Consider the following 23,241-nt stretch of genomic DNA (forward strand, 5'->3'; position numbering starts at 1 on the left):
TCACATCCCCAGCTTCACGTCGATATCGCCAGTCTGCGCCAGGACCGCATCGGTGGTGGGGTCCTGCGCGACGATCCGGATCTTCTTGAACTCGTCGCGAGTGAGCATCATCGCCACGTTCGCCGGCAGGCCGGGCTGCACCATAAGGACGCCAGAAGCCCGATCGAGCTCTGCATCCAAAGCCATACCGCAGCGGCCCACTTCAAGTCCTTCCGCTAGGAGGACGAGGCGGACCGCGATCGGTTCCTTCGAGAAGAGGTCGGCCGCCACCAGAACGCGCATGCCGAAGGTGCGGTTGGTGAGCACGCTCGGGTAGCCCTCCAGCGTGACTTTCGAGGCCGACGGGGTCTCGGTTGCCGCGGACGGGATCCGAAGGGTGACCACCGGGACAATCATCTCCTGAAGGCTCGGGCCGCCGTGGTGGAACGTGAGGTCCCCACCGGCGCGGAACACGGCCAGTTCCTTCGGGAAAATGAAGTCGAGGTCCGTGTCGTAGCCGAGATTCGTCCCCGACACGCGGGTCGCCGCTGCCGGAGTTTGCCCACCGCGACCGGCCCAGCAGCGCCGGTGCTGGTCCACTGTGTCGCCGCCCGGTTTGTCCATGAGCATGTCCTCCTCTTTGCGGATGCAGAACTGATGTCCGTGGTCCGCGGTGATGACGAAGTGCTCGATGCCGGTGCGGGCGAGCTTCCGAACCGCGCGGGCCAGGTTGCCGATGACGGTGTCCATGATCTGCCGGGCGAGCAGCCCTCCGTCCATCTCGCCCAGGCCGTCGATCGACTGCGAGCGCACGATGACCAGTGGCGCATCGGCCAGCCGCTTTTCGAGTGAGCGGGTCGACTTCTGGAGCAACTCGCCAAGGTCGACGTCGACGGCCTCGGGGCGAACGGCCTTGAGGTACTTCATCCGCTCGGCGAGCCCCGGCATGGTCGTGTCGCCAATGCGCGCGGCGAGCTTTCCCTTGTGGTCGACCACTGAGAAACTCGACGACGCGCCCGGCAGCAGCGCGGCCATGCCGATCTGCGTGATCGAGGGGAGTGCGCCGACGGCGGGCACCAGGCGCAGCTCCTGTGCGCCCTCGAGTTGCTGGATCAGGTCGGCTGCCATCTCGAAGCGCATGGCGTCGATGAAGAAGTAGGCGACTCGACCACGCACCGGCTCGACCAGCTCCGCGTAGATGCGGGTTTGGTGGAGCACACCGCTGACCGACCAGCCGGCTGCGGCAAGCGTAGCCGTGTAGCCCTGGGTCATTTCCTTGAGGAGCGCTTCCTGGTTGCGGCGCACCAGCCCGAATGCCTTCTCTAGCCCGGGCGCGGGCTCGTCCTCGAGCTTCGCGAACCAGGACTCGAGCGCGCGCTGAGCGCGGTCTGCGCGGTACCAGTCGCTCGCGTAGCGCTCGACCCAACTCTTCGGTGTCCCGTTGCCCTTCTTCAACAGCGGACGGATCCTGGCGACCTCGCGTCCCAGCTCCGCCATCAGACGACAGGTCTCCCACTGTCCGAGTCGGCCGAGGCTGCGGTCGACCCAGAAGCTCCGCCGCCGGGCGAGCACCAACTCGAGGGCGCGCTCGTAGTGCGTGTCGGCGATCAGCTTCGCGGCGTGATCGAGAAGCACCGCTTCCTCGAAGCGGAAGGTGTCTGTGGTGCCGAGCGCGTCGGCGTCGATCTTCAGCGCCGGGAGGTTGAGCTCGCGCTCGATGCCGTCGGCGACGTCGCTGTAGGCGTCGGGGTGCTCGCGGCGCAGACGCTCGGCGACATCACGAATGCGCTGCAGCTCCTCCTTCGTCGGCTGGACCGGGACGACGTCGAGCTGGCCGGGCACCTTGCCCCCGAGGTCGGAGCGGAACTCGTTGACGAGCACATAGCGGAGGGTCTGGTGCCGCGCCTTCGCCAGGCTGACGTCGGACAGCGAGAGGCCGAGGCGCGCCTGGATGAGCTTGAGCAGCTCCGGCGTGGCCTGCTTGGCCTCGAGCTCGCCGTCGCGGGCCTCGTTGGCAAGCCATCGGCAGATGAGCTCCTCGCTCGAGCCGTTACCCAGCACCAGCTTGACCAGCGAGCCCGACCCGCCCGCAGCGCCGCCCTCGTCGAGCAGGAAGCGAACGACGTCGTGGTACGTGAGCGATTCCGGCGCGAGCATCTCGTCGATGTCGCCGTCCGTGCAGCGACGCCGCAGCTCGTTCCGCGCCAGGCCGCGAAGGGTCGGCTCGTAGGACTTGCCGGCGCAGTCGAGCTCGAAGAGCACGTTCCAGACGTCCTTGCCCTGCGCCGTGTTGGGAGTCGCCGGAGCCCGCAGTTTGCCGAGCCGCTCCTTGGCGTAGCCCGGCACGTAGACGAGGACCGGCTCCGGGCGCGGCGCCGCGAGGATGGGCTCCACGGCGGCCTTGAGCGCGAAGAACGACCCCTCGAAGCGGGCCACATGGGTCAGCGTGTCGTGGATGCAGACGCGCGGGAGGTCGCCCACGCCCGTGCCGACGACGTCGAGCTCATCGAGGAAGGGTCGGAACTCCTCACGCAGGTCGTAGAACACGACGACGCGCCGCTCGCGGAGGAGACGGTCGAGCGTCGACGCGATGTGCTGGTGCAGGCCGTGGGTCATGCGGCATTCCCCTGCTGCTTGGCGACTGCAGCGGCGATCAGTGGAGTCTTCTTTCGCAGCCCATCGAGCGTCAGCTCGCCATCCTGGTACATCCGATACCACTCGCGGCGTTGCCGCAGCACACGCTCGTCATCCCGGAGGTGAAGCCTCTTGAGGACGAACTTAGCCCGTTCGCGCAGACCCTCGGGAACGCGATCGGTTGCCACGAGCTGGAGCGACGGAAGCAGGATCTCGAACCACCCGTCCCCCACCTCGAATGGGTCGAAGATCTCGGAAGACAGCAAGCTGTTCTTGCTCGAGTTGATCCATCCCGCGGCATACCGGTAGTTCGACCAGGCGTAGGCCTTGGTGCGGTCCTCGTCGCAGCTCACGAAGTGGTCCACGGTCCCCACAGGCTCGAACATGGCGGAGTACGCGCAGAGGTTGCGGAATGCGTCGGCGAGTTGGGGCTTGAACGGACTCCACAGATCCCTTGGCCGGCCGCTCGCGTGATCCGCAAGCCAGATCGCCCCAGGCTCCTCGACCTTCTCCGCGAAGTCGACTGGCTTCTCCACGGCCTCGAATCTAATCATGCCTAGGTCTCCCCGCGCTCGACCCACACGACCCACCGTGGCCAGAACGGGTCGTGCCCAGGCAGCACGCGCTTGAGCTCCGCGTCGATTGCGTCTTTCGTGTCGAGCTCTTCGGGTAGCGCAGCATCACCGCGCATTAGAGACTCTGCCGCCTCGATTGCGCGCTCGGCCTCGATGGAGCGTGCCTGGCCCAGACCGAACGTGTCCGACACCAGCCAGTTCAGGACATCGCCTTGTTTCGCCCAGGCCTGCTCGCGAAGGCGGACCTCTTGGTTGACTTCCTCGAGCACGAACAGCTTGTCCTGCTCCTCGTTGAAGACCGGCTCCACGGATGCCAGGACCAGGGGGGAATGCGTGGCGGCGATGAGCTGAACGGACGCGTCGTGGTCACCGGTCAACACGTCCATCACCTGAAGCAACGCCGGCACGATCCGGCGCTGCCACTGCGGGTGGAGGTGAGCCTCGATCTCATCGAAAACCAGGATGATTTCTTTGGTCGGGTCGGTACCGAGTAGCTGCGAGCTCGCAACGTGCTCTCGCCACGCCCAGACCAGCAAGTACGCGACCGCGAGGATCCGACGCATGCCGGCCGAGGCATGGACCACTGCAACGTCCTGGCCGTAGGGCATGCGCAGCGTGGGGTACTGCTTCGGGTCGTCGAGCGCGATCTTCCGGCGATCACCGGGCTTGAGCTGGCTTGACGCCGATGGGGATAGCGTGTGGAGCACATTGGTTAGGGCGGTGAAGGCGTCACCACCTTCGCGCTGCCAAGACGCCCAGTCGCGCACGAGTCCTTCGCAGAGCGCATTGCCCTCCCAGACCTCCTCCGGATTGAACAGGTAGGCCTGCGGCCGGTCGGGCGTTTCCTTCTTCCAGTAGTTGCGGGCCGGGTCCCACACCGCGAAGCCGCCATCGACCTGTGCGTACAGGACGAGACCAGGGATCGCCGGCCGGCCGGCGTTGACGCCCCATGTGTCGCTCGCGCGGTCGAACTTGCTCGTGTACTCGTAATCCCCTGCCGTCCTTGTCGTGTACGCGAACTTGATGTTCGGCACGGCGGGCGGGAGATGCGGCACGACCAGTCGGCGAGCCCAGGTCCGGGTGAGTGCCCACCAAGCGGTGTCCAGCAGAAAGCTCTTCCCGAGCCCGTTGTCGCCCGCGATCACGTTGAGTCGCGGTCCGAACGCGATCTTCATGTCGGGTGCAGGACCTACTGCATGGAACTCGAGTCGTTTGAGCATGTCAGGGTTCTCCTGCGTGGTAGCGCGTGCCGCGCTTCTGTCCGGTGCGCGTGACGTCGCCTCGCTCGAGCAAGGTGGAGATGGCCTTGTTCCAGTCACCGTCCGAGAGGCCCGTGGCGGCGAGCACGTCGGCCTTGGAGGCGCCGTCGGCCACGCTGGCGATGGCGCCCTTGACCGCCCGGAGCGTCGCCTCGTCGAGTGCTGTTTCAGGCGTGGTGGCCCGCACCGCGGCGGGAGCAGGCTTCGGTGCCGAGGTCCACGGTGAGGCGCTCCGGCCCCTCGCATTGCGCCCCTTGCTCGCCATGGGCGTCGCGGCGGACAGGAGGTCCTTCAGCGCGGCCTTGACCGTGGTGGACGTACGCTCTTGGATGAGCTTCTGGACGGTTGCGTCGTCGATCCGGATCTCCTGCCAGGTTCCCGAGTCGTCCTCGTGCCAGAACACGCCCTCAAGCCCGTGGGCGATGGCGAGGCTGCGGTCGCCGATGCACTTGCGCACCACCCGCTCGGGCCACAGATGCATGGCGAGGTGCGCCCAGTCGTAGTCGCCGGCGACGAGCTTGTCCCAGGCCTTCTTGCACTCGCCCTGCCAGCTGCGGCACTGCGGCACCAGCCGCCACAGGGGGGCAAAGTTGAGGATGACGCCGTCGTCGAGGTTCGGCTTCCACAGCGGGGCGACGCGGGCGACCTCGGTCTTGAGCGATTGCAGCTCGCCGACGAAGGTTTCCTGCTGCTCGATCTCGCGCCGCTGGGCGGCGGAGGGATTCCCGCCCGCTTCCTGGGTGAGCCGGTCGAGCTTGGCCTTTTCGTGTTCGAGCTTCGGCCCCACGAAGTCGTTGAGAACCCGGAAGAGGGTGTCGCCGGTCGTGCGGTGGATGTAGATCCAAACTGAGTACGAGCCCGACGCCGTTGCGAGCTGCCAATAGATGGGCGCCTTGCGCCGGCTCTTGCTGTAGCGCTTGATGTGCGGTTCGAAGAAGTCGCGGGCGAACCAGGCGCGCAGGTCGGGCGCACCGAGGAGGTCCGCGGCCTCGTGCCAGCGGGCGCTGGCGTCGTCGAAGACCGTCTCGAACACCGACAGCACGGCGCGGACGACGTCGCGCGGGTGGCCGGCATCGTCGACGAGGATACCGTCCGTCGGGAAGGCCAGCGGGTAGTCTGATGGCGGGCCGGCTACCGGAAGGCCATCGTCTCCGGTCAGCATTCCGGGGGAGCAGACGGGCAGCGGGTCGAATGGCTCCGGTTCGGGCGGAGTGCCGCGGTCGCCGGTCGCGAGGCGAACGTCGAAGCGGCCGAAGGCTACGCCCAGCGCCCAGGAGAGGAGCGAGGTGACCAGCGGCGTGGCGTCGACCTCGGCGACCTCTTCATCGGAGTCGTCACCGTCGTCATCATCTGGGCTCTCCTCAGGCTCGCCGCTGGTGCCGAAGCCCTGCTCGATGCGGTGGCGGTCCTCGGCGGAGATCCCGTAGAGGCGGTAGGCATGCTCATCAATCTCGGCCGCGAGCGCGTCGAGTTGTGCGTGCGCGGATGCCGTGACTTGTCCCCACTCAAGCGCACCGTCGACGAAGGTGTTGCCGTCTGCTTGTACCAAGGCTGGGAGTAGAAACGCATGCGAAGTTTCGGTACGCGTGTCGAGCCTCCGCTTGAGGGACCAGCTTCGCAGGGCTCGTTGGGCGAGCTCGATCGTGTCCTCAGTCCGCAACCCTGGAATGGGCGTCTGCTGGATGAGCCCAACTTCAAACGACTGCGCGAGCTCGGTCCTGGCGAGCTGAACTGCCACGAGCGCACCAAACGCACCGCTATTCAGCGTCGCGCACAGAGCCAGAAGCACTCGGGAATCATCCCCGTCGTCGAAGATCGCAGGTCCCTTGTCGGCGAAGATGCAGCCCGCTGGCAGCATCCTGAGTGATAGGCCGTTGGTTCTTCGCGGCCAAGTTAGGCCTGGACGGAAGAAGAAATTGGCTGCGGTATCGCGCAACATCCAGACGTTGGAGCGCACCTTTCCGGCGTCGTTCAGATTGTGCTTGATTCGCGCGCCGTCATCGCTCCAGTCCACCAGTAGGTACACATCTGCGTAAAACCGTGAGAACGCCCCGCCCTTGGCAAACGGAAACCACCGGCACTGCACTGCAGGAGGGCCAGCCTCCGTCATGAGTCGCACAAAACGAAAGTCGTCTGCCGTCGCTAGGCCCTGCTTCACTGTGCGACCTGTCCGCCCAAAGCGGGGGTATCTCTCGAAACATGCGCGTACAGCGTCGCCAGCCCAGTAGGCGAATGGCGAACGAGGCACTTGGCTGAAGGTCGAGAGGTCGGCTTCGAATCGTGCCAGACCTGCACCGCGGGCGGCGTCCCGGATCAGTGCCGCCTTTTCATCGACCGGCGCCTCGATGGCGCGGATGAACACCGTCTTCATCATCGCACCTCCCCATCGCGCTTCAGCGGAACCCCGCCCCGCCGCGCCAGCCTGAAGCCCAGCCGAAAGATGTCTGGCACGTCGATGCGCCCGGTTTTCATCTCGCGCCAGACTCCGAGCTCTGCGAGGCGCTTGCGCGCGCTGTCGGTCGAGTCGATCTCGGCTGCGACGACATCCGAGTCTGCGAGCGCGTCTGCCTCGCGCCATCGCGCCTCCGCATCCGCGAACTCGAAGGGCACCGCGACCTGCCCGGCGAGCGCAACCATCAGCGGCTGGACCCACGGGTGCTCCGCGATCTCCCCGACCCGAATGCGCGAGGCCTCGTACACACCGGCATGCAGGCTGCGGAAGTGCACGGGGTAGTCATGATCCGCGTGATGATCGGCCGTATGCACCACCGCCGTAGCCAGAGCCGAGAGGAAGCTGCGCGGGCTAATGTCGCCGTGGGCATCGGCCAAATGCGTAGGCAGCCATCGGTAGGGGAAGCCCTTGCGCGCGCTCTCGCCCATGAAAGGTCCGGTGAGCCGATGGAAGAGCCGCTCCTGCATGGCCGGCTCGAACTGCGACTCCGGCGGAGGCGTCCAGTCAGCGGCCTGGGCGAGCTTCAGGATCTCCTGCTTCTCCTCCCTGCCGAGGCCACGACCCTTGAGCTTGTGCTCGAAGAGCGTCGTGTAGAGGTCCTGGCGGTACTCCGTGCCCCGCAGCGGGTGGTTGCCGAGCAACTGCCAGAGCAGCCCGTAGAGCTCGGTCGTCAGCCAGCGCAGCGACGCCGTCGACGCGCGAAGCTTCGATGCGTCGGGGAAGCGACCGACGCGACGATCCTCGAATTGATCCGTCCGCAGGAAGACCTTGGCACGCAGGTGGCGAAATGATCGGAGCTCGAGGGCGAGCTGACACAGGCCCTCCACCAGGGTGTAGAAGGCGGCCGGGTCGTCCGCGGCGTCGTCGAGCGCATCGAAGAGCCAGATGCTGTCGCGTTCGATGGCGTGCAGGGTCGCGTCGAACTGCTGCAGGAGCCGATCGGCCGCTTCGGGGTTGTCCACGGTCCAGGCGACGCGCTTCTCCCAGGAGTCGATTGCCGGCAGGACCAGATCGACCGGCGGGATGTGGCGGCCATCGCCGAAGCCCGACCCATCCCACAGTCCCGAGCCGTAGCCGCTCCCACCGCCAAAGCCCGTCCCGTCTCCTTGGCCCCCGCCGTTGCCCACATGTCGACCGAGACCACGCTCGGCTGCGAAGCGCCCCGCGCTCCAAACGACGACCGCCTTCCAGACGACGCGCGACTTCTGCCCGGCGTCGAGGAGGCGGGCGAACACATCCTTGCTCGGGTAATGCGCCAGGTCGGGCGTCTTGCCGAAGCCAGGGAAGACGAGCGTCTCCTCGCGGATTCGGACATCGGGCGCCGCGCGGGCCAGGAGCCCGCGGTGCTCGCGGGACTGCAGCGCGGCCCACCAGTAGCTCTTGCCCATGCCGCGGTCGCCGAGTACCACCGGAATGTTGATGTGGAGCGCCCGCGCGTGGGTCTTGGGGACGAAGAACTGGTGCCTCGGCGGAGGCGCACCGTACTCCGCGCTCTCGACCGGGAGGGCGTCGCGGATCAGCTCGCGGAGGTCGGCCGTGCGCATGCGCGTTGTCACGGCGCCTCCGATAAGAAGGTCCGGTCAAACCAGTCGAAGAGCTTGGCATAGGCCGCGGTAAGCGGGCCTTCCTGGAGCGCGCTCAGTGGGTCGAAGGCCACGAGCGCTTCGTCGAAAAGCACCTCGCGAGGATAGTGGTTGGCCGACTCGTCAGTCAGCTGGAAATTAAATACGGTCGCCGATTCGGCAGTGTCCTCTGTCGAGTCAGGCGGCTGGTCGTAGAGGGTTTCCCAGAAGAGCGTGTACGCGCCGTCGCGCAAACCCTCAACGTACTTCTCGGCATCCTTGCGCGGCACCATCGAACCGATCACCCAGAGTCTTTCGCGGAAATTCCGCATATCGGGATGGAAGCGCCAGTGCTCGAACAGGAAGCGATACGCGGTCCAGGTCTGCCGCGTATCGACCGCGAACATCAACGTATCGGCGCCCATCGCGAGGATCAGCGCAGCGCTCGTGTCGTGGATGCCGGTGCGACTGTCGAGCAGCACGATGTCCGGTTGCTCCTGTTCTTCGAGATTGCCAACCAACCGCAGCAACCGGCGCGGCCAAGGCTCATGCCCGCTGGGACCACGCTCTAGGTAGGCACGGCCCAACTTGGGCAGGTAGTCGCCCTGGTCATCGGGATGGATGCTCGCGCCGCGGAAGCCGGTATCCGTTCCGAAGCAGGGCACCACGCTCAGCTTGCCATCGGTGGCGAGACCGAGGTCACTCTCGGCAACCATGTCCGGCAGCACGAGACCTCCTTGCCCGACCGCGTCCTCCACGAACCAGTCGACGATGCCGAAGCGAGGCAGGCTCCCGCCCAAGAGCGTCGTCCCCGCACCCGGCGACTCCAAGTCGAGATCCAGAACCAACACCCGCTTCCCCTTCTTGGCGAGGTGCCAGGCGAGTGCTGTTGCGGTTGTAGACCGACCTACCCCCCCCTTCATCGAGAACAGCGTGAATCGCTTCCTTCCGCCCGGTTCGGTGTTCAGAGACGCGCTCCATTCGGTACCGGTCAGCAGCCGATCGACGAGGACCACTTGGGCACCATCCTTCCGCGCGAGAACCACCCGTGCGGACGCCACTGCGGTTCCGACATCGGAGGCTCGAAGGAAGGTCGACGTCGGCGCATACCCGTAGACTCCGAGCGCACTTGACAATTCGGCCGCCAGAGCGCCCGCTGCGTCGGCACGATCCTCGGGGAGGACCACGCGGAACTTGCCGAAGAGGTCGCGAACGAGAACCGCAGGCCGATTCGGATCGGCCAGATGCTGGAGCACGATCTCGGCGGCTTTAGTAAGGGCGTCATTGAACATCATCAGAACACCCCGTCGAGAATGAGTTCTTGAACGAGCAGGCGGCACTCGTGCGCTGCCGCCCGGTGGCTGGTCAGGTTAGGTGCACTGAAGGAAGCCCGCCCCCAATAGCGCTGCTCTGCCTGCCAGGACGCAAACGGGTTCATCGGCGGCACATAGGCCAAGTACTTCGCGTCGAGAAGGCCGCTGGAGAACGACTGGAACTTCGCCCACAGCGCGTCGATGTGGTTCTTGTACCCAATCGGAGCGCCGTCGGGCCCGACCGGCTGCCCAATCCCGACCATCGCAGCCTTCAGCGAGCACTCTGCGGAGAAGCCGAACAGATGGTCCGCGTTGTGCGGTCGCGCTTGCGCTTCGAGGAGTTCGGCGTCCTCGAAGTGGCGTGCTGAGGCATCTCGGAAGTCGGTGCTCATACGGCAGCCTCCTTGCGCAGGCAGTAGGCCGCGACCTCGACCATCGCGCTGTCGAGAACGCCCTGGCCGAGGTCGGCGAAGACGGTGGGCGGGGCCTCCTTGAGCAGGATCTCCTCACGCCACCGCTGGAAGCTCGACAGGAAGAAGCCGGTGCGCGAGGTAATGGCGCCCAGGTAGCCCGTCGGGTGCAGGAGTTCGATGCCACGCTCCACGAAGGCGGCGTAGACGTCGTTCTTGGTCCGCGGATAGGCCGACTCGAACTCCTTCTTCGCCGCCAGGCTCGCCGCGCCGAAGGGCGGGTTCATCAGCACGACGTCGAAGCGCTTCCGGCACAGGTCGATGAACGCGATGCCCTGCGCGGCGTCCCCGGCGAAGAGCTGGCGACGCACGCCCAGCGAGGCCGGCGCACCAGCGGCGTACTCCTGGAGGGCTTCGACGATCCGTTCCTCAGCCGAGTCGAAAAAGGACTCGTCCGAGACGCCCGAGAGGTCGAACTCGAGCTGGGGGTTTCGTGGGCGGTCGAAGCCAGGCAGGAACTTCTGCGGCTCTCGCTGTTCGCGCAGGAACTGCTCGCGGGCCTTGGCGACCGCGCTCTGAAGTGCACGGTCGACCTTGAGCAGCGATCCCAGCTCGCCAGCGAGGCGCATCTCCTCGACCATCCGCTGGAAGAGATCGCCTAGCACCTGGGGCCGAAGCGTCGAGGCGAACTCCGCCACCATGCTCCGGTCGCCGGGCATCGGCTCAGCCGTGACGATGTTGGTGCGTCCGATGAGGGGCCGGTCCTGGGCCGCGACCTTGTGGTCGTGGTAGGACCGCTGGGCCCGCATCCAGAGCGCAAGGCCGGCGATCTGCGCCGCGCGCGGGTCGATGTCGACACCGTGGAGGTTATGCTTGAGGACCAGCTCCGGGACGGCACGGCGTAGGGCCAGCTCGGAGTCGTAGTCCTCCTTGAGGGTTCGGCCGGTGACCTCGGACTTCGCCGCCGCCCCTGCACGCCAGGCCTCCTCGTAGATGCCGAAGAAGCTGCGCGTCGGATCGCCCGCGAGCAGGTCGAAGGCGTAGAGCAGGAAATGGCCGGAGCCGCACGCCGGGTCCAGGACGCGCAGGTCGCGGGGGTCCTTGGGAGTGCGCTCCTCGAAGCCCTCCTCGGGCTTGACGAGGTAGTCGAGGTGGGCGAGCTGCGTGTCGGCTCCGCGCATCTCGCACCACGTCCGGCCCAGCGAGTTGTCGGTGAGGAACTGGACGACGTAGCGCGGCGTGAAGAACTGGTTGCGAACGGCGAGCTCGCGGCTGTTGCGTGGGGCCTGGCTCTCGGCCCGCATCTGCCGGCGCTCGTCTTCGCCGTTGAAGTACTGGTAGACCCAGCCGATGGTCTCGTCCTCGCCCCAGACCGACGCGACCTCGGGATCGTTCAGCGCGGCCAGGAGGTCGAGCAGCGCCTGGCGCCTGGGCCAGAGGAGCGTCGACGCGTCGCGGCGATCGAAGAGCGCGCGGACCTCCTGCGCGATTTCGTCGAAGATGGTCTCGACGTAGAGCCGGTAGCCCTTGTCAGGCATCGCGACGAGGCCGGGCGCGAGCGCGATGAACTCCTTGAAGCCGGCCGAGTCCTCGCCGCGCGAGATGCACTCCTGCACTAGCTTGCGGGCCTCGAGCATCTTGAGCGCCACGAACCGGTTGAGCGTGTGGAAAGCGGCCTCACGCAGGTAGGCAGCGACGGCGGCCGCGGCGGTGATGCCTTGCGAGCGCTTGTGGGCGACGGCGGCCACGAGCTTGTCCCAGAGCACGCGCTCGCGAGGAGACAGGTGCGCGCCGGGGGCGAGCGGAATCCGCCCATCCAGGAGGATGTCGTAGCGGCCCTCGAGCTGCTCCCGGAACTCCTGCTCGAGGAGCCGTCGCGCTTGCTGGGTGAGGCGTTCCAGCCTCTGTCGTGTCTCCTTCTCCACGCGTTGCTCCTACTGAATCCAGACCTTCTTGCCCTCGCCGAGCAGCTTCTCGATGCGCTGGCGGAGCGCGCCGATGGCCGCTTCGAGTTGCTCCGGGGTCTCGACGCGTCCGGCGAAGAAGTCGCCGACGTTGATGGTGACGAGGCGGCTGCCCTCGATGAGCTCCATCATCTGCTGCACCGCGGCCTTGAGGTGCTGCGGGCACGCGCTGAGCTCAGAGCGCAGGAACGGGATGGTCGCGGAGGCCGGCACCGTGGCCGAGGCACGGTTCGTGAGCGGCGCAGCGACGCGCAACTGCTGCTCTTCGTTCAGCTCGGTCCAGGCCGGGTTGCCATGAAGCGTCGCCAGCGCCTGCTGGTAGCACTCGGTGCGCGCGGCAGCGGCCGCCTGGAAGCGCGCCTGGTACTCGGCCTCGAGGGCGGTTGCGTGCTGGTCGATCTGAGCGATGTCTCGGTAGAAGGTCTCGCGCGCCATCATGTCGGCCAGGGCTTCGGCCTTCGGCCGCAGACCGTCGGGCAGGTCCGGCTCCTGGTCGAGGAAGGCCCAGTGGCTGTCGAGCGCGCGGCGTGCCCGCTTGAGGTCGAGGAGCCGCGGCTCCGTTAGCGCGGCGGCGAGCTCGCTTGCGCGCTTCACCGCCTCTTTGAGGGCCTTGTGCGCGCCGTTGAAGGTGAGGATGGCGTCGTCCTCGTTGCCCCCGCGGATTGCCCGCATCTGGTCGATGGCTTCCTGGAGCACGGTGGCGCCGGGGAGCCCGTGGGTGAGCAAGGTGGTGTGCACCTCGTGGAGCTTCTCCTCGGCCTCGCCGACCTCCCGGCGGATCGCCTCGGCGATCACGCTCGCCTGAAGCTCGGGAAGCTGCTTGCCGAACACGTCGCGATAGGCCGCCTCCGCTTCGAGCCAGTCGTTGATGTCGGTGCCCGAGACGCGCTTCTGGAACGAGCAGGCCCGGAAGAGGTTGTTGCTCGAGAAGGTGTTGCGCGCCTCGACGGAGAGCGCCGAGTCGATGGTCGTGCCCTTGCTGGTGGCCTTGACCTTGCCGGCCCGCACGAGGGCCACGACGAAGAGACGGACGACGTCGAGGTTCCAGCCGAAGGGTTCCTTTTCGAACTCGTCGGCGAGGTAGCGGCCGGTGGCCGTCTCGCCGTAGCTCGTCTTGTTCTCGATGCGGTCCATCACCTCCTTGAGCACGCCGGTCTCGGTGTGGAAGACCGTCTGGCCCTTCTCGTCGCGCACGAGGTTCAGCTGCGCGAAGATCGGTGTGAGGCCGCGGAGGTTCTCGTTGGTCATCAGGGTGTCGAGGTCCTTCGACGCGACGCGCGCTGCACCTTCGGCGAAGCGGTCGTAGACCTCGGGGAGCACTTGGCCGAGGACCCGGCTCGCGGCCTGGCTGACCGCGGTGACCGAGTCGCCCGGGCTGCGGTCGTTGCCCTGGAAGTAGATGGAGCCGGCGAGGAGCGCCTCGCGGAGGAGGCGGCGCAGCTCGGTCTCATGCGTCCGGAGGCGCAGCTTCTCTTCGGCGACGAGGGACGTCTCATCCTTCGTCTTGGCCGCGCGTTCCTTGCGGGCGAGGATCTCGCGCGAGCGGAAGACCTCGACCGTCTCGCGGTCGACGTGTTCGTCGAGGCCCGCGACCCAGAAGACCGCCTTGCGCTCTGCCTGGGAGCGCGAGCGCGCTTCGGTGGCTTGGCGCTCGAGCTCCGCCCCGCGCTCGGCGAGCGTGACGTGGAACGCGATGTCCTCGTCGAAGACGGACCGGCCGTTGAAGGTGAGCCCGCCCTTGAAGGTGCGGGCGTCCTGTAGGTTGTGTGAGGGCCTGGGCTCCCAGAGCGCCATGACCGCGTCGGCGTGGATGCGGTTGATGTCGCCTGGCTTCGGCTGGAAGCTGGCGCGCGTGACCTCCCAGTCGTCTTCGGCGGGCGTCGGGATGCGGTACTGGCCGTCGGAGACGCGCACCTTGTGTGCGTCGACGAGCTGCCGAAGGGCCTCCTTGACCTCGGGCAGCACCGAGTCGGCGCCGACGGCGGGATGCAAGGTGGAGGCGATGTTCTCGGCCGTGCGGTGGATGCTCTTGACGTACTGGAGGAGGCAGATGGCCTTCGCCACGGCCTGTGCGAAGGGGTGCGGGACCTCGGTCTTGATCGCCGCGATCTTCCCGCGGATCTCGCTCGGGATGTTGCTGGCGATGAGGTCGTAGATCTGGTCGATGGTCGCCAGCTTGCCGACCGGTTGCTCGGCGAGCTTCACGCCCTCGTGGATCAGGAGCTGCTGCGCGAGCTTGATGATGGTGCGGTTGGCGCCGCCGACGTGCTTTGTCGCGCCGCCCTGGGTGCGAAGCCCAGAGACGACCTGGATGATCAGGTCGATCTGGTACGGCAGCAGCGGGTAGAGGTCCTGGAAGCGGTCCGTGGAGAGCTCGGGCAGCTGGATGTCAGCGGTGAGCCGCGTGTTCGCCGTGAGCCGCCCGCTGTGCTTGCTGTAGAGGTCGCGCAGGGTGTCGAGCGCGGCGGCGTTCTTGGCGAGGACGCGCTTGCTCGTGACCTCGGAGATGTCGGACGGCTCGAGGTGGACCTGCAACGGGAAACGGTCCATCAAGCGAGCGAGCTCGACCCGCTTGTCGTCGAGGCCACCGACGAGCTCGGTCAGCTTCTCCTGGGAGGTGACGACGATCCAGATCTTGCCGCGGCCAACCCGGCCCAGGCTCTGCACGGCCGCCTGCAGGTCGAGCATCTTCTGGACGTCGCGCGCCACGAACTGCCCGACCTCGTCGACGACGAAGGCGAGGTTCTTCTGGGGGCGCCGGCGGCCCATCAGGTCCTTGCACCGCTCGGCCAAGCGGCCGGCGGTGATGTCGGCGCGGTCCTGCACCGCCTGGACCCACGAATCCTGGGTCTGGTAGCGGCTCGGGAAGAGCCGGTGCATGACCGCGCTCGCCTCGCCGAGGGAGAAGGCGATGAGGTCCTTGTTGGCGTCCCACTCCTGTTCGAACATCTCCCGGTAGGTTGCCTCGAAGCCTTCGAGCTCGCCCTTCTGTTCCAGCGTGATCTCGAGCTCGGCGAGGTCGAGGTCCTCGGCGTAGCCCAGGCTCTTGAGGAAGAGCCGGTACATGATCTCGGTGAGCGTCTGGTTGCCGCTCTTGATGCCGCGGTCGGTGGAGACGTCGAAGATGACGGCGTCGGTCGGGATGTGCTCCGAGATCTGCTTGAGGAGGACCTTGAGCTCGGTGTCGCTTGCGCGGTCCGCGAAGATCTCGGCGGCCGCCTCGCCCTGCACTTGGCGGTTCTGGAGGGCCAGCCCCAGCATTTTCGCGAAGCTGGACTTGCCCGAGCCGAAGAAGCCCGAGACCCAGATGGCGATGCCCTCGTGCGGCTTGTTGGGGGTCTCCCAGTAGCTGCGGAGGATGTTTTTGTAGTGGCCGCGGATGGCGTCCGTCAGAACGTACTCGCCGATCTCCTCCCTGAGGATGGCTTCGTCGGTCTGGTCGACCTTGATGACCTCCTCGATGCGCCGGCAGATGTCGCCAGCGAAGAGCTCCTTGATCTGCGTGTTGGCCATCGGTCGCGCCTCTAGAAGATCTTCGGTCGGTAATTGTGCTCGGCCTCGAGCACGCCCATGAACTTCAGCCCAGCCACTCCATCGAGCTCTCCTGGGTAGAAGAGCACCGCCGGTACTTCGAGCTTGCCCTTGAGCTGCTCGAGCAGTGAGGACGTGCGGTAGAACGGGAACAGCGAGCCTGCCCGCACGATGAACACGATATCCCTGGCGGGATCGGCATCCTGTGGAAGCCGTGCGGCGACGAGGTCATCGAGAGGCCGACGACGGCTGATGACCATATGGATGGTGTCGAGCATCTTCTCGGTACCGGTGCGCTTCTCGGCGCTCGCGATGCGCTCGGTCGTCAGACCCTCGGCCGCGAGGGCGTCGGCCAGGCACTCCGCGAGCGAGATGCTCGTGACGCGCTTGCCGATCTGCTCGAGGCGCGTGCTCAGCAGGGCCAGCTCGGCGCGAAGCGGGATCTCTTCTTCCGGCGGGTAGTGGAAGATTGCGTACGGCATGTTGTGGTACGCGCTGATCCGCGCTCGCGGGTCCGTCTCGCGCAGCACGGGCTCGAGGTCCCTCGTGAGTCGTTGCTTCCAGTCGCTCATGCCACCATCTCCCGTGCGTAGTCGGCGGCGGAGTCGCAGGGTAGCTTGAGCTGCGCGAGCGACCCTGCGACTTCGTAGTGAACGCGGCGGAACTGGTGGAGGCGGAAGAGCTCCCGCTCCACGTCGGCCGCGTCCATCAGGAACATGCGCCAGTCGGTCGAGTGCACGACCTCGCGCGCGTTCGGCTGTAGCTCGATCATCGCGTGCAGCAGGTAGAGGAACGACTCGTCCGGCAGGTGGTACGACGCGAACTCGCGCGTGACCGTGCCGCGCATGAGGCCGAAGTCCACCGCCATCTTCAAGAGCGCCGAGGCGACGCGCTTGAGTGTGCTCTCCTTCCAGGGCTCGGCCACGAGGCCCTTGTCGTGGAGCGCTCGTAGGTAGGGCCAGAGGTCCTCGGCTCGAACGCGCAGCGCGCCAATGGTGAATTGCTCATAGAGCCACTCGACGAGGAAGTCGCGGAGAAGGAACTCGCCCCGCGTTACGTGCCAGAGGAGCACCGGCCTCCAGAGTTCGAGCGGGCAGCCCCGCTGCGCCAGGTCGACCAGGTTGCGGTCGCGGCCTTCCGGGTCGAAGCGGCGGTGCAGGATCTTGCAGATGTCGTTCAGCCAGCTCGCGCTCGTGGCGCCCACGGAGTTCTTGCGTCGCAAGAGATCGAGGTTCTCTTTGCGCGACCTCGCGTAGTCCCACTCCCGGAAGACCGTGTACGTCTCCTCGATCAGGGTTCCCTTGATTGTGAAAGAGGAGACGACGGATGCTCGGCTGCCGCCCATCAGTCCTCCATCCGCGCGTAGGGCACTGCGAGTTTGCCCGGTTCTCCGCGCGAGAAGCCCGCGGCCAGCTGGGTGATCAAGGCGTCGGTCGCCGCATGGACGCCAGGCAACGGCACGGCGCGGCCCTCGGCGGACCTGCGTAGCTTCGAGACCGCATCGAGGTCGCCATCACTGGCGAGGTCGAGCTTCTTCAGGGCGTCGAGAAGGTCGCTCAATGGAGGCTCGATGGACGCGAAGAACGCGGTCCAGGCATCGCGGTCCTCGAGCCAGCGCGCCCAGTGGGCATCGAACTGGTCCTCGATCGCCGGTGGCAGATTCCAGAGGGTGATGCATCCTGGGGGATCGAAGACTTCGGCACACCGCGCTCGGGCGACCTCGAAGACGAGGCGTGCTTGTGCAAAGCGATGGGTGCGTGGAAAGCCTCGGCTCATGAGAACAGAGCCAGCGCGCCCGAGCAAAGCGGTCCGTCGTGCGGCGTCGCCCGTGTTCCACCACCGCGCGGCGTCCATCTCACCGTAGCGCGCGACGACGAGGCGCAGCCGAAGCAGCCGGTCGAAGTTGATGTCCGGGGTGGCCGTGCTCACTCGCTCTCCTTGGCGTCTTCGGGCTCCGCAGCACCGCCTGCCTCAATCCACGCGTCGACCTGCGATAGTTTGAACTTCCACAGGCGCCCGACTCGGTGCGCTGGGAGGGACTTCGACTCGATCCAGCGGTAGACCGTGTCCTTGGCGATCCCGAGGTGCTTGGCGACCTCATCCACCGACACCCAGGGCTCTTGCTCTTGCATTGATCAGCTCCAGCATGGCGAAATACACAGAAGTGCCGATTGCGCTCAAGTCAGGCACGGGGATACCCTAACACAGGCGGATCAAGGTGCTCAAGCCCGACGTAGATCTAAGAAGATCGTTGAGGATCGGTATGGCAATGGGTCGGCCGCTCCTCAACCCGCCGCGGCTCGCAGCTCCCCCGGTATTGCCCGCCATGTTCGGGCTTTTCGGTCGGCGAGCCAGCTGACCATGGAGGTCATGGCCGACCGAGCGCACCGCAATTGCGGTGCCAACGGGGATCCGCCACGTGGGTGCGCCGGCTCCAAGCATTCACGCCCGCTCACGCGTTGGCTGCTGCGGGTCGACCCGCGCACGTCCCCAAAGACGTGATCTCCGGCCTACGCCTACAGCAGCCGAGTCCGCAGATATTCGGAGAATGCAAGATCGTCGATCTGCTGGCCGCCAAGGGGCTTGGGCCGGTCGCCAATGGAACGCCGTGCGATATGCTCGCCGTCATCGGCCCGAGGGCGACGGAATCAGTGGCGCTGCACGACGCCGACGTCGAACCAAAGCACGGACCAGGCTTGTCTTCGTCGGCTGGGTTCGTATGGCGGTGAAGCGAGGTGCAGATGTCGCGTAGGCAACTCGCCCTCAAGTACCGCAACTGCCGAGTTGTGTGACTAATTCCAACGGCAGGTTTCGAAGTCCTGCCGACACTCAGGTGGTCGGTTGTCGGAAGCCGCGTCCGGCCGCTTCTGGCCGGTAGCCGACCGACGCCATCCGACACCCACTGACCGCTCGCCCCTCAAAGCCGCCGGTCCGACAGGAATAGCACTGCGGAGTATCGAACGGCGGCTTTCGCCTCGTCGGTGGTTGTGATGAATGGCCGCTTCAAGAGAACTCGACCGTTGGGTCAGCATTGGTAGCGGCCAATGTGGCGAACAGAGAAGCAAACCTCCAGAAGCGGATGATGCCGTGGCTCAGCCGTAACACAAGCCCGATCACCCACCTTCCGCTGCCCGAAATCCGCCCCTGAAGTCCACTTTTCGCCGCCGCACCGAATCCCTGGCTTCCTACCATGGCAGCCATGATTCGCACCCTGTTCGTCACCCTCCTTTCGCTCGTGGCCCTCTCCGCGCAGGCCGCGTGCTTCGACCAGGCCGGCCTGCGCTACGGCATCGCGCCCGCGCTGCTCAAGGCCATTTCCGCCGTCGAGTCCGGCTTCAACCCCGGCGCCCGCAACCGCAATCGCGACGGTTCCGAAGACCTCGGCCACATGCAGATCAACAGCCGCTGGCTGGCCACCCTGTCGTCGCACGGCATCGGCCGGGATGAACTCTTCGACCCGTGCACCAACACGCACGTCGGCGCCTGGATTCTCGCGCAGAACATCCGGCGACTGGGTTACGGCTGGGAGGCGGTCGGCGCCTACAACGCGCGCAGCCCGCAGAAACGCGCGGCCTACGCCCGCAAGGTTGCCGCCAGGATCGACGCATGGCGCTCCTGACAACCAGGTCCGGCCTGCTGCTGCCCATCATGCTGCTGGCCGCCTGTGCCGGCACGCCCCTGCCCACCCGAAGTGCCGCGGCATCGCCGGACATCGGCTGGATCGACCGCCAGTTCCGGATCTGCGGCGGCAACGACTGCCCGGCGCCGACGCGCAAGGCACTGGCGCTCGTCGACGTGCTCCCGCCACGCCCGGAGGCACGTTCCGCGCTCCCGGAGATGCCGCAGGCCACCATTCCCCCGGCGACCGAGGCCGATCCGCCGGCCGCGATCATCCGCTTCCCGTTCGCCAGCAGCCGCCCGACCGCCGAAGGCCAGCAGCGCCTCGAGCGCCTGACCCGGATCGCCCCTCACTACCAGCGCATCGAACTGACCGGCCGCACCGACGACGTCGGCGGCAAGGCACCCAACGACCGCCTCGCCCGGCAGCGCGCCGAGTACGTCCGGTCCTGGCTGCTCCGCCGGGGAGTCGAAGCGGAAATCACGGTGCGTGCCGAGGGTCGCTGTTGCTACCTCGACCCGGCAGCGACCGAAGCGGCGCGCGCACACAACCGGCGCGTCGAAGTCCGTCTCGCCGGCCGGCGGGACGCCATCCCCAACCCCATGCGAGCCCAATGACATGAACCTGCCGCATTCCCCCAGCTTCGTCCGCGATGTCGTCGTCGCCGGCGGATTCGTCGCCATTGGCATCCTGGCGCCCGGGTCGCCCATCGAAGGCGGCTTCGAAGCCCACCTCGGAGGCATCTCGCTCGGCCTCGGCCTCGGATGGCTCATCAAGTCCTTCATCGATCTCCACGGGAGCCGTCATGCACCGCAGTCGTAACTGGATCACGGGCGCACTGGCGCTCGTCCTTTTCACCAGCGCCACCGCGGCCTTGGCCGGAACCACCGGCACCGAGTTCCAGAGCCTCTACAACTGGCTCACCGGCATGGTGCAGGGCTACTTCGGCAAAGCCGCCGCGGTCGCCGCGATCGGGCTGGGCGCACTCTTCTCGCTGGCGCGGCTCAATCCGATGCCGATCCTCTCCGGAGTCGCCTTCGCCGTCTTCCTGCAGTACGCGCCGACCATCTCGACCGGCATCCTGACCGCGACGATCTGAGGCCGACGCCATGGACGAGACCGGCTACATCCCGAAGTCGCTCGAAGCGCAGGAACGCTTCCTTTGGTGGGACTTCGACCAGGCCATCGTCTTCCTCCTCGTCCTCGGCACCGGCGTCATCGCCGGCAGCCTGTTCGCCAGCCTGCTCTGCGGCGCGCTGCTCGCCTGGCAGTACGGCCGGCTCAAGACCGGCAAGCACCCCAAGTTCGCCCTGCACGCCCTCTACTGGTGGCTGCCGAGCGGGCTCATCGTCCGCGTGCGGGCGACGCCGGCCTCGCATCACCGCTTCTTCCTTGGCTGAGCCATGCAGTTGCGGATCTTCACCGCCGAGCGGGACAACCAGCGTGCCGAGATCACCTTCATGCGCCTCGCCGTCGGCGGCCTCGCCCTGGCGCTGCTGGCCAACGCGGCCGCGCTGCTCAGCGTCGCCGGGTCGGAGCGCACCGTCCTCATCCCGCCGGAAGTCCACAGGACCTTCTGGGTAAGCGGCCGCAAGGTGTCGGCCGACTACCTGCAGGAGATGGCCTACTGGTACGCCGGCCTTGCGCTCAACATCACGCCGCAGGTCGCCGACTACCAGAAGCACCTCTTCCTGAAGTACGCCGCACCGGCCGAGTACGGCCGCCTGCAGGCCGAGTTCGGCGCGCGCAGCGACTTCATCCGCAAGAACAACGCCTCGACCCAGTTCTCCGCCCAGGCCGTGCTGCCCAACGAAGCGACCATGCAGGTCGCGCTCTCGGGGGTGCTGATGACCTGGGTCGGCGACAAGAAGGCCGCCGAGAAGCAGGCCACCTGGCTCGTCGGCTTTCGCTACCTCAATGGGAGACTGCATGTATCCGAGTTTCGTGAAACCAGCGACCAGGACCCGTTTGGCGCAGGCGCTGCTGCTCGCTAGCCTCGCGTCCCCGGGGGTTGCCGCGCAGTTCGTCGAAGGCCACCCCGACGACGGGCTGGCCGCCACCGTCTCGCGCACCGAGCCCAACCTGATCCGCGTCGACGGGCGCAGGATTCGCCGCATCCACGGAGTCGAGGGCGAGTTCGCCGTCAGCGCCGATCGCGAGAGCGGCATCGCCTACCTCAAGCCGACGACCGAGCAGCCGCGGCTGACCGTCTTCGTCGCCGACGACGCCGGCCGGCACTGGAAGTTGCTGCTGCAGGTCGCCGACGTCCCGGCCGAAACGCTGGTGTTGCGCGAACGCGGCCGGCCGGCTGCAGCGGGCAGGGCGCTCGTCGCCGACGATCCGCGCCATGCCGCCATCCGCCGGGTGCTGCTGGCCTTGGCCCGCGACACCACGCCGGAAGACATGAGCGCCAGCGAGCGGCTCGAGATCGTCCCGCTGTGGAACGAGAGCCGCTTCGTCCTGGTACGGACCCTCGAAGGGGCCCTGCGCGGCGAGAAGTACCAGCTCACCAATGTCTCGGCGACCCGGATGGTGCTCGACGAGCGCGAGTTCCACCGGCGCGGCGTGCTTGCGGTGATGATCGATGCGCTCGAACTCGATCCGGGCGAAGCGACGCAGGTGATGATCGTCCTGGAGGCACCCGATGCCTGAGTCGCCCGGGAACCGGATGTCCGGGGCGATCGCCCGGTTGTCGCCGAAGCATCGGCAGTATCTGATGCTTGGCATCGGTGTGTCCGCCTTCACGCTGCTCGTCTTCGGCGGTGCGGCACTCTGGGACCAGCCGGCCCCCGGCGCGGGCGCGCCGACCGCACGCCCGCAGCCGCTGCCGATCAACCCCCCGGGCGCGCAGGCCGATCCGCGCGACATCTGGATGAGCCAGTCGAGCGAGCAGATGCGCCAGATGGAAGAGATGATCCACGGGCTGCGCCAGCAGGTCGACAGCCTCGACCGGAAACCGGCGGCAGCGAACGGCGTGGCCCCGCCGGCACCATCGGTGCCGCAACTGCCCCCGCTGCCGCCGCCGGCGCCAGCGGTGCCCGAAACGCGGGCGCCGGCGCTGCCGCCGCTGCCCATGCCCCCGGCGAACGCCGGCCTCGCCAGCCCGCCGGCGGGTATTCCCGCCACGCCCCGCACGCCGGGCATCGCCGCGTTCGAAGTCAGTGACGCCAAAGCCGGCGCACCGCTGACCGGGAAGGGCGCCGACAAGCCGGATGCCCGCAGCTACGTCCCCTCGGGCTCGTTCTTTCGGGCGGCGCTGCTTGGCGGACTGGATGCGCCCACCGGCGGCCAGGCGCAGAGCAATCCCCATCCGGTGCTGATGCGCGTGCAGGACAACGCCTTCCTGCCGAACCGCTACCGCTTCCGGATCCGCGAGTGCTTCGCGCTTGGCGCGAGCTACGGCGACATCAGCGCCGAGCGGGCCTACATCCGGCTCGAGTCGCTCTCCTGCGTGCGCCATGACGGCCGCGCGATCGACGCCCCGGTCAAGGGCTACGTCGTCGGCGAGGACGGCAAGGCCGGCATGCGCGGGCGCCTCGTCAGCAAGCAGGGACAGGTCCTGGCGAACGCGCTGCTGGCCGGGATCGGCGCCGGCATCGGCCAGGCCTTCCAGCAAGGCGCGACGACGGTGTCGACGAATCCGCTCGGATCGGTCGGCACGATCGAGCCGGGCAAACAGCTCCAGGCTGGGCTCGGGACGGGGGTCGGCAAGGCTCTCGACCGGCTCTCGCAGTACTACATCACGCTGGCCGAGAAGATGTTCCCGATCATCGAGATCGACGCCGGCCGCACCGTCGAGGTGGTGTTCACCAAGGGCTTTTCGCTCGACGGCGAGCCCGCCGGCGACGCGGACAGCTACACCGACATCTGGCGGCGCGGCCGCGAAGTGCAGAAGAAACCCCTCGAACCCTACAAGGAGTGAGTCATGCCGTACCCACCTCGT

General features: G+C 67.1%; 21 protein-coding genes. 8 read left to right on the top strand and 13 right to left on the bottom strand.

Annotation, left to right across the window (positions count from 1 at the left end; translation table 11 throughout):
• Genes HT579_12035 through HT579_12095 form a run of 13 tightly spaced genes read right to left on the bottom strand, consistent with a single transcriptional unit; the run spans position 1 to position 17,811 of the window.
• Positions 1–2,595 (bottom strand): PglZ domain-containing protein, encoded by a 2,595-nt coding sequence (locus HT579_12035; GenBank protein ID QKS29571.1) that lies wholly within the window; start codon positions 2,593–2,595, stop codon positions 1–3.
• Positions 2,592–3,167 (bottom strand): hypothetical protein, encoded by a 576-nt coding sequence (locus tag HT579_12040; GenBank protein ID QKS29572.1) that lies wholly within the window; start codon positions 3,165–3,167, stop codon positions 2,592–2,594. The genes HT579_12035 and HT579_12040 overlap by 4 nt, the downstream gene beginning before the upstream one ends.
• Positions 3,168–3,169: 2 nt before the next feature.
• Positions 3,170–4,408 (bottom strand): ATP-binding protein, encoded by a 1,239-nt coding sequence (locus HT579_12045; protein ID QKS29573.1) that lies wholly within the window; start codon positions 4,406–4,408, stop codon positions 3,170–3,172.
• A gap of 1 nt (position 4,409) precedes the next feature.
• Positions 4,410–6,821: a type II restriction endonuclease subunit M gene (locus HT579_12050; GenBank protein ID QKS29574.1), complete on the bottom strand. Its 2,412-nt coding sequence runs from the start codon at positions 6,819–6,821 to the stop codon at positions 4,410–4,412.
• Positions 6,818–8,455, bottom strand: coding sequence for a hypothetical protein (locus tag HT579_12055; protein ID QKS29575.1), 1,638 nt, complete (start codon positions 8,453–8,455; stop codon positions 6,818–6,820). Before HT579_12055 ends, HT579_12050 begins: the two co-directional genes overlap by 4 nt.
• Complete coding sequence (locus HT579_12060; protein QKS29576.1) at positions 8,452–9,756, bottom strand: AAA family ATPase; 1,305 nt, start codon at positions 9,754–9,756, stop codon at positions 8,452–8,454. Before HT579_12060 ends, HT579_12055 begins: the two co-directional genes overlap by 4 nt.
• A complete protein-coding gene (locus tag HT579_12065; GenBank protein QKS29577.1) occupies positions 9,756–10,166 on the bottom strand; it encodes an SAM-dependent methyltransferase in 411 nt (136 codons plus the stop codon). Before HT579_12065 ends, HT579_12060 begins: the two co-directional genes overlap by 1 nt.
• Positions 10,163–12,109, bottom strand: a complete 1,947-nt coding sequence (locus HT579_12070) for an Eco57I restriction-modification methylase domain-containing protein (protein QKS29578.1) — start codon at positions 12,107–12,109, stop codon at positions 10,163–10,165. The genes HT579_12065 and HT579_12070 overlap by 4 nt, the downstream gene beginning before the upstream one ends.
• A gap of 9 nt (positions 12,110–12,118) precedes the next feature.
• On the bottom strand, positions 12,119–15,661 hold the full coding sequence (gene brxC / locus HT579_12075) for a BREX system P-loop protein BrxC (protein ID QKS29579.1): 3,543 nt from the start codon (positions 15,659–15,661) through the stop codon (positions 12,119–12,121).
• Between the two features lie 11 nt (positions 15,662–15,672).
• Positions 15,673–16,251, bottom strand: coding sequence for a DUF1788 domain-containing protein (locus HT579_12080; protein QKS29580.1), 579 nt, complete (start codon positions 16,249–16,251; stop codon positions 15,673–15,675).
• Positions 16,248–17,027, bottom strand: coding sequence for a DUF1819 family protein (locus HT579_12085; protein ID QKS31626.1), 780 nt, complete (start codon positions 17,025–17,027; stop codon positions 16,248–16,250). The genes HT579_12080 and HT579_12085 overlap by 4 nt, the downstream gene beginning before the upstream one ends.
• On the bottom strand, positions 17,024–17,608 hold the full coding sequence (locus HT579_12090) for a BrxE family protein (protein ID QKS29581.1): 585 nt from the start codon (positions 17,606–17,608) through the stop codon (positions 17,024–17,026). Before HT579_12090 ends, HT579_12085 begins: the two co-directional genes overlap by 4 nt.
• Entirely contained in the window at positions 17,605–17,811 is a 207-nt protein-coding gene (locus HT579_12095) for a helix-turn-helix domain-containing protein (GenBank protein QKS29582.1), read from the bottom strand. Before HT579_12095 ends, HT579_12090 begins: the two co-directional genes overlap by 4 nt.
• Positions 17,812–18,878: 1,067 nt before the next feature.
• Between HT579_12095 and HT579_12100 the strand changes: the two genes are divergently transcribed.
• From HT579_12100 to HT579_12135, 8 genes are read left to right on the top strand one after another with little or no spacing between them, the layout of a single operon-like run.
• Positions 18,879–19,298 (top strand): lytic transglycosylase domain-containing protein, encoded by a 420-nt coding sequence (locus HT579_12100; protein ID QKS31627.1) that lies wholly within the window; start codon positions 18,879–18,881, stop codon positions 19,296–19,298.
• Positions 19,286–19,915, top strand: a complete 630-nt coding sequence (locus HT579_12105) for an OmpA family protein (GenBank protein QKS29583.1) — start codon at positions 19,286–19,288, stop codon at positions 19,913–19,915. The genes HT579_12100 and HT579_12105 overlap by 13 nt, the downstream gene beginning before the upstream one ends.
• Before the next feature lies 1 nt (position 19,916).
• On the top strand, positions 19,917–20,120 hold the full coding sequence (locus HT579_12110) for a hypothetical protein (protein ID QKS29584.1): 204 nt from the start codon (positions 19,917–19,919) through the stop codon (positions 20,118–20,120).
• Positions 20,104–20,397: a hypothetical protein gene (locus tag HT579_12115; GenBank protein ID QKS29585.1), complete on the top strand. Its 294-nt coding sequence runs from the start codon at positions 20,104–20,106 to the stop codon at positions 20,395–20,397. Before HT579_12110 ends, HT579_12115 begins: the two co-directional genes overlap by 17 nt.
• 10 nt (positions 20,398–20,407) lie before the next feature.
• On the top strand, positions 20,408–20,698 hold the full coding sequence (traL, locus tag HT579_12120) for a type IV conjugative transfer system protein TraL (protein ID QKS29586.1): 291 nt from the start codon (positions 20,408–20,410) through the stop codon (positions 20,696–20,698).
• Between the two features lie 3 nt (positions 20,699–20,701).
• On the top strand, positions 20,702–21,292 hold the full coding sequence (gene traE / locus HT579_12125; GenBank protein QKS29587.1) for a type IV conjugative transfer system protein TraE: 591 nt from the start codon (positions 20,702–20,704) through the stop codon (positions 21,290–21,292).
• A complete protein-coding gene (locus HT579_12130; protein ID QKS29588.1) occupies positions 21,228–21,950 on the top strand; it encodes a type-F conjugative transfer system secretin TraK in 723 nt (240 codons plus the stop codon). Before traE ends, HT579_12130 begins: the two co-directional genes overlap by 65 nt.
• Positions 21,943–23,220, top strand: a complete 1,278-nt coding sequence (locus tag HT579_12135; GenBank protein QKS29589.1) for a conjugal transfer protein TraB — start codon at positions 21,943–21,945, stop codon at positions 23,218–23,220. The genes HT579_12130 and HT579_12135 overlap by 8 nt, the downstream gene beginning before the upstream one ends.
• Positions 23,221–23,241: the final 21 nt, after the last annotated feature.

The organism is Candidatus Accumulibacter similis, assembly GCA_013347225.1.
GTDB classification, from domain to species: domain Bacteria; phylum Pseudomonadota; class Gammaproteobacteria; order Burkholderiales; family Rhodocyclaceae; genus Accumulibacter; species Accumulibacter similis.